A 12,214-nucleotide genomic window follows, 5' to 3' on the forward strand; every position below is an offset into this window, starting at 1 on the left:
ACTAAATTAAGTATACTGGCGTGAATATTTTGCTATGGTAACAATTTGATGGCCGAACTCAAACAGCTGTATATCTTTACCGATGGATCATGTTTAGGCAATCCAGGATATGGCGGTTATGGTGTGGTAATGAAATACAAAAATCACACCCATGAAATAGCCGACGGTTTTGCATTAACAACCAATAATCGCATGGAATTACTGGCTCCCATTATTGCGCTTGAAGCCTTATATGAGCCTTGCAACATCATCCTAACCAGTGACAGCCAATATATGCGTCAAGGCATTACATCCTGGATCCATGGTTGGAAAAAGAAAGGCTGGATAACCTCAACCAAACAACCAGTAAAAAATGTTGATCTATGGAAACGTTTAGACGCTGTCAGTCAACTACACCGTATTGATTGGCGCTGGGTTAAAGGCCATGCTGGACATAAAGAAAATGAACGATGCGACACATTAGCCAGACAAGCTGCAGAAGCCAAACCAAAGCAAGTCGATGAGGGTTATCAACCTTAAGCTGGCATTGTCTGAGCACCACGCATTAACCTTCGATGATATTATCAAGTCAATGCGCTTTTTACTCAAGCGAACACCAATCACAACAAAGCCAAAAAAACGTTGGAGGCTGGATATCGCTTGAGCAAAAGTGATACTAGCGTTTTGACAAACCAGAGCGCCCCGCAGTTGGGGCTGTAGCCCAGTTGGGTGCGCTGATCTTAGATTTATCTCGTATAGGTGTTAAAGGCACTGTGAGTTTACGAGCCACAATCACATATACACTGCCTGTGCCCGGTAACCAATTGGCTAAACTTTTTTGCCACCAGGGATGCTGTTCTGGCTGACGGCTTACAGGCCCGAGTAGTGAATGATGCATTAAACGCTCATCTGCAAGCACTTGATACCCTAATAAGCCGAGCCAGTCTTTCACTCTGGACGGCATAAAAAACTGGCCACTCCACGGGAGTTGACCTTGATACTTGGGTAAAATTTTGCCCGCAAAAACTGGACTCACAGGGTTAAAGCCCACAATAAATATATAACCACTATTGATGAGTACGCGGTCAAACTCACGTAAAATTTGATATGGATTTTGTTCAAACTCTAATAAAAAACAACTTATCACAGCGTCAATAACATGTTGCTGTAATGGTAAATAATGAGGATCAGCTTGAATATTGGCGTCTTGTCCTTTAAATGAGGAATAATGACGAGCAATAGAGCAGTTCATTGTATTAATTTGACTGCTTAACGCACCGACTTTAAGTAAATGATAGCCAAAAATACGTGGCCACCAAGGAGCAAGAGCTGCTTCAATTTCAGCCTGCAACACCTCACCAAAAGGCAAGTCTAGCCAATGTTGCGGTACTAACCTAGGTTCGGTCACGGTTACTCCTCTGTCTCATTAATCTTAACGTAACCAGCATAGCACTTGATGTGATTTGGTTTTATCCGTTACCCTAACAGATAAATCAACTTCACTCGAGCCAGATTATGTTTAAGGTACATACCATTGCAGCATTTAAAGACAACTATATTTGGTTAATACATCAAATAGGTAGCTCTAAAGCCTATGTCGTCGACCCTGGTTGTGCTCAGAGTGTAATTGACTATTTAGCCACCACAACATTAAATCTAGTTGGTGTGTTAATTACCCATCATCATAGTGATCACACTGGTGGGATAGCACAATTACAACAGCATTTTGATCATCGTCTTGTTGTTTATGGCCCAAGTAACGAGCAAATTGCAGGGCTCACAGAGTCGCTATCAATCAACATAAACACCACGATAGACATTAGCCATTTGGGTAACGTACAAGTCTTTGCAGTACCTGGCCATACCTTAGGACACATCGCATATTATATCGATAACAAGCTCTTTTGCGGCGATACATTATTTAGTGGCGGTTGCGGTCGCTTATTTGAAGGCACACCTAATCAAATGCTGCAGTCGCTTAAAATGTTAGCCCAGTTACCCGACAATACTGAAGTGTATTGTGCTCACGAATATACCCGAGCAAATCTTAATTTTGCCCAACAAGTGACTCCTAACAATATCGAGTTGAACAAATATTCACAAAAAGTCGATCAATTACGCTCACAAAACATCCCTTCCATACCTAGCACAATTGCCATAGAAAAAGCGATAAACCCCTTCCTACGATGTCATATAAATGAGACTCAAGTCGCAATATCGAACGAATACAAAATACCAAATATAGATGAAATACAAACATTTACACTTATGCGAGAGTGGAAAAATAACTTTTAGCCCAACATGAAAACACTTTAATAAGACAAGCCAAATGTTTTAATCTACAATGCAAAACTGAACTAAAGCATGACCAAAAGAGTCTCATAGGCATTTGGTATGTTCGATCCCTATTTTAAGGCCTGAGAACTTGAGGAAGTGTATCTTCAATGAAAGTAAATTTATTCATTATTGCCGGCACCATAGTGGCGGTAACTGGGTGTCAGACACTCCAAACGTCAACTGTCCAAACAGACAATGAACCAACTAAAGTTGCACTAAAGGCAAAAAGCAAAAAATCGGCTACCGTTACACTTGATGAAATAGAAGAGCAAGTGGCAGAGGTAAACAATTTGTGGTTGCGGATCAGCAAACAAATGTCATTGCCTACGGTCGATAATGCTCTTGTGATGCAATACAAGCAATGGTATCTGGATAATCCAAAGCATTTAGAAATTATCACCCAACGTGCAAGTCCATTTTTATACTATATCGTTGAACAACTCGAAGAACGCAATCTACCAATAGAACTTGCCTTGTTACCTATTGTAGAAAGCGGTTTCGATCCCTTAGCTTATTCGAGTAGCCATGCATCAGGTTTATGGCAATTAACACCGCAAACCGCGTTGTCTTTTGGTGTCAAAACTAACTGGTGGTTTGATGGCCGACAAGATGTTGCATCATCAACGAAGGCAGCTCTAGATTTACTCCAATACTTATACCCTAAAATGGACAATAACTGGTTTTACACGATTGCAGCGTATAATTCTGGTGAAGGCCGCTTACTCAATGCCATTAAACGCAACAAGGCTAAAGGCAAGGCCGCCGATTTTTGGTCGCTATCATTACCAAAAGAAACCGCTCATTATGTGCCGCAATTACTTGCACTGGCAGATGTCATTAAGCATGCCGATAAATATGGCATAACATTAACGCCAATTGAAAATACACCGCAAATTGAAGTGGTTAATATTGAAAGTCAGCTTGATATTAATTTAGCCGCTGATCTAGCTCAAATCGACATCGTCGACTTAAAAGCGATTAATCCAGGTTTAAAGCGTTGGGCAACAGCTCCACAAGGCCCACATCAGCTAATCGTACCAAGCGATAAAGCAGCAACCTTTAAACGTGCATTAGCCACTATTGAGCCAGAATCACGCATTAACTGGGTACGCTACAAAATTAAATCTGGTGATAGCATTAGCCGTATTGCCGATCAATTTGAAACCACAGAAACACTTATTCGCAGCAGTAACGGCATTAAAGGCAACAATATCATTGCTGGTAAGTTCTTGATTATCCCTGTGGCAATCAAAGATCCTGATTTAGCAACCATGACAGCTGACCAAATTCTCGCTCGAAAAGCCGTCGTGAAATCTAGCCCTAACAAGCAGACTTATACGATTAAATCTGGTGATTCGTTATGGAAAATTGCGCAATCTCAACAAGTCTCTGTTGCTCAATTAATGAAGTGGAATAACCTTAAGCAACAATCAACATTAACTGTGGGTAAAAATCTTGTTATTTATCCTAATGAAGTTACCGCTAATACTAGCGGAACAGAGAAAACCGTAAACTACCGCGTTAAATCTGGTGATTCTCTAGCACGTATCGCGACGAAATATAAAGTGACCGTTGCTGAGTTAATTGAATGGAACAGTTTACAAAATAGTAAATTAATTCAACCAGGCCAAATCTTGAAATTGATTGTCACGAATAGTTAGAAACCATCAATTATTTAAGACATAAAAACGGACAAGATAAAACTTGTCCGTTTTTGTTTGTAATACCTATCAGGATAAATAAGTCATCAGAAATTATAGGATAAATCGCTTAAAATAAGGCAGAAATTGCAGCAAGCGAGTTGTTCTACCGTCAAAATTTCTAACAACATTATAAGCGATGTTAACCAGTAAGAATGATCACATTCTTGTGCTGATTGGTATCATTACGTTCGAATCATTATGACATTAGGGTTAATGGTTTAAATTCCTAGCTTTTTAAACAAGCCCTCTTTAAGCTTTTCTTTTGCTTTGTCTGCTTCGTCTTTAAATTGGCCTTCTAACAACGCTTTAGTATCTATGCCAAATTTAGGGTCTTGAAACGTCCCTTTAATTGTTACTGGTATATCAACCCCTTTAAGAGACTCATCAACGCCTTCTCCTTGACCTACTAGCGAACCAACAACACTTGTGGTTAACGAATAGTCTAACGTTTCAGTTGCAATATTAGCTAACCCATTACCTTTTAAACGAATAAGCGGTGACGCCATCGCAAGATCAGGGTTCGTTACAACCGCATCTTTAATGCTAAAACTGCCGGTTAAACTGGTAAAATCAGTTTTCAATTCTTCTTTGTTATCGGCAGATAAATCACCTTGTAGCTTTTGTTGTGCGCTACGGATCATTTGCGGGATATTTACTCCGTACAATGAACCATCAGACACCTCAAACTGGCCAGCAGCATCAAGATTTTGTTTGAGTTTTTCAGGGATTAAACTAAACCCATTGCCTTTAACTTGAAAGCTGGCTTTACCAGAAAGTAAATCAACTTCAGCGGCATCCTTTAATAAAGGACGAATATTAACGCCCGTCAATACTTTTTCAAACTGGTATGTTGGCACAGCTTTACGACCATCAAGCTTGGCTGTCAATGCAAGTTTGCCTTCATACAAATCAGCCGTTAATGACGATAGCGTTAGCACACCTTTATTAATAGCCATGTTTAATTGCCAATTTTGCGTCAACAAATTACTGACTTTAATCGACTTTGCAGAGAGTTTTACATTGGCATCGATAGTGTTAAACACTGATAAATCCGGTTCAACACCCTGAGCGGCCTCACTATCGGTCGAACTCGTTTCGGCTTGGTTTTCTTGTGGAGGAAAAAGTGCATCAACATCAATATCGCCAGCATCTAAGGACATCACAATTTTAGGAATACTGTTTGCGTAATTCACCTTAATATTACCAGTAGCTGCAATATCCATTGCACTGAGCTTTGTAAGCTGTAATTCAATGGTTTTTGCATCTAATGCCATGACCACTTGAGTTGTCATGTCGGCTGTAACCAACTGATTAGGTAAACTGTCGCCTTGCGCTTTATGGCTCATGATAAAATCATTAATGGTGACTTGTTTCAACGCTTGGTCAATTTTAAGCTGTCCTTTACCTGATGAAGTCACGGCCATGTCTGGTAACGCAGCCGAAAACTCGTAAGCAAAGTCTGCCAATTTACCCAAACTAAATTCACCTAATGTAAAACTTTTTAGGCTAAAAGTTTGAGTTGTATTTGTTGCCATATCAATTAAATTGATATTGGTGTTTGTCAACGCTACGCCACCGATATCGAGTGTTTGCAACGACATTGCTGCTTTTGTATCTTTTGATGCTGACGGTGCTTGTGTGTTGCTAGCGCCCTCACCGGTTAAGCCGTCAAAGCTTGTTTCACCATTTTTTTGTGTCACTAGATTTAACGTTAATCCATCGAGTTTTAATAACTCAACTTCAATCTGTTGACTAAACAATGGCATTAATGCCACATTCGCAACCGCTTCGTTAACATCTAACATTGATGCGGGGGTAAAATTTTCTGGGTTTGAAAGTGAGATACCACCAAGTTTGATCCCTAAAGAGGGAAATACACTCCAACTGAGATCATCTGTAATCTGTAAATCTCGACCCGTTTGCTTTTTAACAGCATCGACAATTTGCGGTTTAAAATTGTTAAGGTCAAAAAACATTGTTAAGTAAACAGTAATGCCTACAACCAGTGTTAGCATAATCGCTAATAACCACTTTACTAGTTTCATTGTTATTTCCTTATTTGAATTTTTCTATTGTAAAATAGACAAATCTAATGCTTGCTGGCTCACAGCTATGCCATTGAGATCGGCATAAATCATCATCCCTGGTGCAACGTTAACCCCTGCAATTTCGATAATAACATTGACTTCACCTACATCTTTTTTGTCTGTTTTAATCGGGTTCGTGCCTAAAGCTTGTACCCCAATTTGCAGGGTAGCGAGCGTGCCAACATCACGCACACAGCCTTGAATAATGATACCTTCCCAGCCATTTTTCACAGCATTGAGGGCTATCATGTCCCCTAAAAGCGCGCGTCTTGTTGACCCGCCACCATCTACAACGAGTACTTTGCCATGACCCGCTTTGGCTAGCTCAGATTTAACCATTGAATTATCTTCAAAACATTTAACCGTCACCACTTCGCCAAAAAATATCGGCTTTGCGCCATAAGATCGCCACGCAGATGACAATAATGTCAATTGTTCAGGGTAATGGTCGAATAAGTCAGGTAATAGATCGTGCATAAGTCCTCCTTGAAAATCAGAATCTTAGGTTACTGATAAATAAGCAACTGAACAAGTTTTGTTAATTATTGATAATCTAGCGTTTGCTTTTTACCTAAATCAACTAGGCGAGAGGTGACTTAGTAGTCAAATATGAATATAATCCCAAAAAATAACGTAGACAATCATACTTATGAGCAACGATTTAAATTTACAACAAATGATGAATGCGTTTGACGAATTAGATTTTGAACAACGCACAACTTCAAACCTTGAAAATGCCCGTAATAAACAACAAATGACAGCGTATATCAATTCGCTAGATTACAGTTTACGGCGTTTGTTGATTTTACAAGAGTCGGTCAATGCGATTGTTGAACAAAAGCAAGCCGATCTTATTAAACAAGAGCATATTCAAACTTATAAGACGAAAATAATTAATTTATCGCGCCAATATAATATTTCATATCAAGATGTCATTAATATTATGGCCCAGCTTTCACACCAATAGATGATTGGCATTTTATTTCAATTGTTAAGTCGTCGACACTTAAGGCGACTTAACTCATCAAAACTCTTACAAACGTTAATCATTGACTCAACACACACTTGACCATGTTAGCCAAAATATATTGGCTAAACACAATTAATGTTTAGTTGTGAATAAACATGCTTATTTATGCTGGCGAGTGATTGGGATTTGCCAATACTACAGCAGCATTAATGTGTTGACGAAGCCAACTAAGTGCATGATCAGTTTGCGTATTACTGTGCCAGTACAAATGCGTATCTATATCTGACAATGTAAAAGGTACGGCATACATCGCTAAATTAGGATCCGTAAATTGCAACGCAATTGATTGCGGCAATGTCAACATTAAATGAGTGCCTAACACAATTTTAGCTGCCGTTTGATAACGCTGACAACGGTATTTAATCAACCGATTCACCCCTTGTTGTTGCAATAGAAAATCCTCCATGACTCTGCCAGTTGGCCGATTTGATACCACGATATGCTCTGCCCTCAAATAATCTTCTTGTTCAATGGTGTTTTTAAGCCAGTTTCTGCTATCAACAAGAACACAAAATGGATCAGACAGTAACGGGGCGTGCATTAAAGGTGGATTGACAGCCCTGGCAACATCGATAGCCAGGTCAACTTCGCCACTGGTTAATTGCCGAGTGAGTTGCTCTCTTGATAACGCCATACTGACAATTTTGGCTCGGGGTATAAGTTCAACAAGGTGTTCAATCAACAGTGGCAAAATTTGGCTTTCTAATGCTTCATGAATGGCAATATTAAAAGTCTGCTCAGTGGTTAACGGATTGAACTCCCCACATTGCTGCAACACTTGGCGAATGTGATTTAATGCATTAATAAGTTGTGGCGCCATGCGTTGACATGCTGCGGTAGGTTGCATCTGCATGCCTTGACGTATAAAGAGTGGATCGTCTAGCACCAGTCGCAAGCGCTTTATTGCATGGCTAACAGCAGAAGGTGTAATAAATAATGACTTAGCGGCCGTTGTCATATTTTGTTGCGCATAGAGTGCTTCAAAAATTTTTAACAAATTTAAATCAAGTTGCTGGATTGCTTTAGTATCTGCCATTTTTTTCCTGCCGTGGTGTAAGGTGAACCGCAAGCGGTTATGAATACTATTCAACATAACCTATCATGTTATTTCATTTCGTTCACTCAAATTACTGGGCTATGCTGTCTACTGAATTCATAAACCGTACTCTCCATTAGTTACCTGTATATCCACTCAAATAGGTTTGAACATGAATATCTACGCTACAGAAAAATCACAACATTATTTAGCGCAAGTGACCTCATTTATTCACGATAAAATTTTACCCGTTGAAGCCGAATTACTTGCCGAAAATAGACGCCTAAATCATCATCAGGATTGGACTCAATGGCAGTTGCTGCCACACATTGAAACATTGAAACGCCAGGCAAAAACACTTGGTTTATGGAATTTATTTTTACCCGACTCCGAGCTTGGCCAAGGCCTGAGTTGTGTTGAATACGCGCCTTTAGCTGAAGAAATGGGCCGTTCACTGCTGGCTCCTGAGATATTTAATTGTAATGCCCCTGATACCGGTAACATGGAAGTGCTATATCATTTTGGAAATGAGCAACAAAAAGCCCAATGGCTAACCCCACTTCTGTCTGGTGATATTCGCTCCGTGTTTGCCATGACAGAACCGGATGTCGCTTCATCAGATGCAACAAATATGCAAGCCACCATCATCGAAGACGGCGATGATGTGATCATTAACGGTCGCAAATGGTGGTCAACTGGGCTTGGTCATCCTAACTGCCAGATCATGATTTTTATGGGGCTTTCAGATCCTGATGCGCCTAAACACCAACGCCACAGTATGGTATTGGTTCCTATCAATACCCCGGGAGTAACTATCACTCGAATGTTAAGCGCATATGGAGATTTTGATGCGCCGTACGGCCATGGAGAAATGGAACTTGTCAATGTTCGTGTGCCTAAAAGCCATGTCATTATGGGACTCGGCAAAGGGTTTGAAATTGCTCAAGGCCGCTTAGGGCCGGGCCGGATCCATCATTGCATGCGTGCTATCGGCGCAGCGGAGCGAGCCCTGTCGTTAGCAATAGAACGAGGCCAATCAAGAGTTGCCTTTGGCCAGCCCATAATAAAGTTGGGCGGTAATCTTGAGCGAATTGCACAAGCACGTATGGCAATAGATCAAGCCAGACTATTGACCCTAAATGCCGCATGGAAAATCGACAATTTAGGCGTAAAACATGCCATGACGGATATTTCTGCAATCAAAGTCGTGGTCCCTTCAGTGTTGAGCCAGGTTGTCGACATGGCCATACAAATTTATGGCGGCGCCGGTATGAACCACGATACACCGCTAGCAGGATTTGCAGCTATGGCAAGAAGTTTACGTTTAGCTGATGGGCCAGATGAAGTGCATATGGCAATGGTGTCTCGTCTTGAATTAGCAAAATATAAATAATGGTAATAGCGATGAAACCAAACACACAGTCTAGCAAAAATGTGGTAATAACTGGCGCGGCTTCAGGGTTAGGCAAAGCACTAGCGATAAAATGGGCTACTCAACAGGCTCACGTGTGTATAGTTGATATCAATCAACAAGCTGGTGAACAGGTGTGCCAACAAATAACCGCATTAGGTGGTAAAGCATTTTTCATACATTGCGACATTACCAACACTGCCAGCATACAAGCACTTATCAAACAACTTACATCGTACTGGCAAACAATCGATATATTAATTAACAATGCTGGCGTGGCCTCGGCCGATAAAATAGAGGCAGAACCACTAGCGCAATGGCGATGGGTTATGGAGATCAATCTTTTTGGTATTGTTAATATGTGCCAGCAGTTTGTTCCCATTTTTAAACAGCAAGGTGGTGGCACTATACTGAATGTCGCATCGCAAGCAGGATTGACCCCCATTCCCTTTATGTCCAGTTACAATGCCTCAAAGGCTGCTGTCGTGTCTTTGTCAGAAACATTGCGTTTAGAACTGGCCGATGACAATATCAACGTCAGTGTATTATGCCCAGGCTTTTTTAAAACTAACCTTGGCAGCAGTCTACGCACTCAACTGCCAACAATGGAAAAGCTCCTAGGTAAACTGTTTGATAAATCACCCATCAATGCAGAGCAAGTTGCTGACATTGCATACACAGGTGTCTCAAATAATCGATTTTTGTTATTAACCCATTCGCAAGGCAAACGTCTATACCAATTAAAACGAATATTGCCACTGAATTGGTACTGCAAATTGGTATTGAGACAAACACATCGTTTAAGGCAAATGTTAAAGGAGGAACAACGCTAATGGTTCAACAATATCTTGATAAAGCCAAAGCCATGCGTTCAGGTGAAGAGTTAGACCCAGCAATTATCGACCCATGGTTAAAACAGCACCTTGGTGGGCTTGAAGGCGATTTAACCATAACCCAGTATACTGGTGGCGCATCAAATTGGACTTACTGTTTAAGTTACGCCAATAAAGAGCTCATTTTACGCCGAGCACCAAAAGGCACTAAAGCCAAAGGAGCTCATGACATGGGGCGAGAGTATCGTTTACAGCAAGCGCTCAAGCCTGTTTACCCCTATGTCCCACGCATGCTGGCGCATTGCGACGATGAGAGTGTGTTAGGTACAGAGTTTTATGTCATGGAAAAGCTCAATGGCATTATTCCTAGGCAAAACCTGCCTAAAGGATTAACAGTAGATGAACAGCAAGCAAAGGCGCTATGCACTAATGTGATTGATTGTTTAATCGAATTACATCAAGTCGATATAGAAGCTGCCAACCTTAGCCATATAGGTAAAGGCGAAGGATATACCCAGCGCCAAATAGATGGATGGAGCCAACGTTACACCCAGGCTAAAACCTGGAATGTCCCTTCGGGTACAAAGGTGATGGATTGGCTACAACAACATAAGCCAACTCAAGAGCACATTTGCTTAACTCACAATGACTTTAGATTTGATAACGTAGTACTCGATCCTGATGACATCACCAAAGTGAATGGCATACTTGATTGGGAGCTGGCGACATTAGGTAATCCGTTAATGGATTTAGGTAACACCCTTGCCTACTGGGTTGAAGCTGATGATGATTTTTTAGCGCAAATGACACGCCGCCAACCTACCCACTTAAAAGGCATGTTAACGCGTAAGCAAGTGGTTGAATATTATTGCGATAAAATGAATATCACCATTGATGATTTTCGATTTTACGAAGTCTTCGGTTTATTTCGCTTAGCGGGTATTGTGCAGCAAATATATTACCGTTATCACCATAAGCAAACTCGAAACCCCGCCTTTAAGCAATTTTGGATTTTTTCACACTATTTATTGTGGCGTTGTCATCGTGCAATGGCGCAAAAAGGTTAACCATGACGAATATTTATTTAATCCGTCATGGGCAAGCCAGCTTTGGCACCAACAACTATGATAATTTGTCAGATTTAGGCCATAGCCAGGCTAGGTATTTAGGCGACTATTTTACTCAGTGTTTAATTCAACCTAATCACGTTATTAGTGGCAACATGACCAGACATCATCAAACCCGGGATGCCTGTTTGTCTAATATGTCAGCTAATCTAGCCAATAAATCATTACAAATAAGCGACAATTGGAACGAGTTCGATCATGAAAATGTGATTGCGGTTTATCGACCAGAACTGGCCAAGCCTGAAATGATGAAAGCATACCTTAGCTCACACCCATCACCGACAAGAGCATTTATTGAGCTTTTTAGCCAAGCCATTGAACAATGGCAACAGGCTTCAAACAGTGAACAATATACAGAATCTTGGCAACAATTTACTCAACGCGTGGCGGATGGATTGTCAGATTTATTACAACAGGCTACCGACAAAAACACTATTTTTATTTACACTTCTGGTGGTGTGATTAGTGCCGCAGTGATGCAAATTTTATCTATTCCTAAATCTGAGTTTTTTAATATTAACAGGCAATTAGTTAACTGTGGTATGACCCAATTACAACTTAAACGACAACGACTAAGTTTAATCACCTTAAATGAACATCGCTATTTTACTGGTGAGCAACACCATTTATTCAGCTTAATTTAACCCAAAACACTCACCCCTGCTCTTTGG

General features: G+C 40.6%; 12 protein-coding genes. 8 read left to right on the forward strand and 4 right to left on the reverse strand.

Annotation, left to right across the window (positions count from 1 at the left end; all coding sequences use genetic code 11):
- The first annotated feature begins 48 nt into the window (after window positions 1-48).
- Window positions 49-519, forward strand: a complete 471-nt coding sequence (rnhA, locus tag K8B83_RS13765; RefSeq protein WP_188736940.1) for a ribonuclease HI — start codon at window positions 49-51, stop codon at window positions 517-519.
- A 136-nt stretch (window positions 520-655) separates the two neighbouring features.
- On the opposite strand, the gene K8B83_RS13770 is transcribed toward rnhA, so the two are convergent.
- The gene (locus K8B83_RS13770; RefSeq protein WP_188736942.1) at window positions 656-1,387 is read right to left on the reverse strand and encodes a methyltransferase domain-containing protein; all 732 of its coding nucleotides are present in this window, start codon (window positions 1,385-1,387) and stop codon (window positions 656-658) included.
- A 107-nt stretch (window positions 1,388-1,494) separates the two neighbouring features.
- On the opposite strand from K8B83_RS13770, the gene gloB reads away from it, so the two are divergent.
- Together gloB and K8B83_RS13780 are read left to right on the forward strand one after the other, a co-directional pair.
- Complete coding sequence (gloB, locus tag K8B83_RS13775; protein ID WP_188736944.1) at window positions 1,495-2,274, forward strand: hydroxyacylglutathione hydrolase; 780 nt, start codon at window positions 1,495-1,497, stop codon at window positions 2,272-2,274.
- A gap of 149 nt (window positions 2,275-2,423) precedes the next feature.
- Entirely contained in the window at window positions 2,424-3,977 is a 1,554-nt protein-coding gene (locus K8B83_RS13780) for a lytic transglycosylase (protein ID WP_188736946.1), read from the forward strand.
- A 260-nt stretch (window positions 3,978-4,237) separates the two neighbouring features.
- Here K8B83_RS13780 and K8B83_RS13785 read toward each other — a convergent pair whose 3' ends face one another.
- Window positions 4,238-6,064 (reverse strand): AsmA family protein, encoded by a 1,827-nt coding sequence (locus tag K8B83_RS13785; protein WP_188736948.1) that lies wholly within the window; start codon window positions 6,062-6,064, stop codon window positions 4,238-4,240.
- A gap of 24 nt (window positions 6,065-6,088) precedes the next feature.
- Window positions 6,089-6,583: a putative 4-hydroxy-4-methyl-2-oxoglutarate aldolase gene (locus tag K8B83_RS13790; protein WP_188736950.1), complete on the reverse strand. Its 495-nt coding sequence runs from the start codon at window positions 6,581-6,583 to the stop codon at window positions 6,089-6,091.
- A gap of 172 nt (window positions 6,584-6,755) precedes the next feature.
- On the opposite strand from K8B83_RS13790, the gene K8B83_RS13795 reads away from it, so the two are divergent.
- Entirely contained in the window at window positions 6,756-7,073 is a 318-nt protein-coding gene (locus tag K8B83_RS13795; protein WP_188736952.1) for a hypothetical protein, read from the forward strand.
- A gap of 166 nt (window positions 7,074-7,239) precedes the next feature.
- Here K8B83_RS13795 and K8B83_RS13800 read toward each other — a convergent pair whose 3' ends face one another.
- Window positions 7,240-8,172, reverse strand: coding sequence for a LysR family transcriptional regulator (locus K8B83_RS13800; RefSeq protein WP_188736954.1), 933 nt, complete (start codon window positions 8,170-8,172; stop codon window positions 7,240-7,242).
- Window positions 8,173-8,344: 172 nt separating this feature from the next.
- On the opposite strand from K8B83_RS13800, the gene K8B83_RS13805 reads away from it, so the two are divergent.
- From K8B83_RS13805 to K8B83_RS13820, 4 genes are read left to right on the forward strand one after another with little or no spacing between them, the layout of a single operon-like run.
- Entirely contained in the window at window positions 8,345-9,565 is a 1,221-nt protein-coding gene (locus K8B83_RS13805) for an acyl-CoA dehydrogenase family protein (protein WP_188736956.1), read from the forward strand.
- Window positions 9,566-9,576: 11 nt separating this feature from the next.
- Window positions 9,577-10,416, forward strand: a complete 840-nt coding sequence (locus K8B83_RS13810) for an SDR family oxidoreductase (RefSeq protein WP_188736959.1) — start codon at window positions 9,577-9,579, stop codon at window positions 10,414-10,416.
- Complete coding sequence (locus K8B83_RS13815; protein ID WP_188736961.1) at window positions 10,416-11,483, forward strand: phosphotransferase family protein; 1,068 nt, start codon at window positions 10,416-10,418, stop codon at window positions 11,481-11,483. Before K8B83_RS13810 ends, K8B83_RS13815 begins: the two co-directional genes overlap by 1 nt.
- A gap of 2 nt (window positions 11,484-11,485) precedes the next feature.
- Window positions 11,486-12,187, forward strand: coding sequence for a histidine phosphatase family protein (locus K8B83_RS13820; RefSeq protein WP_188736963.1), 702 nt, complete (start codon window positions 11,486-11,488; stop codon window positions 12,185-12,187).
- The last annotated feature ends 27 nt before the right edge of the window (window positions 12,188-12,214 follow it).

The organism is Shewanella inventionis (assembly GCF_019931735.1).
Lineage (GTDB): Bacteria > Pseudomonadota > Gammaproteobacteria > Enterobacterales > Shewanellaceae > Shewanella > Shewanella inventionis.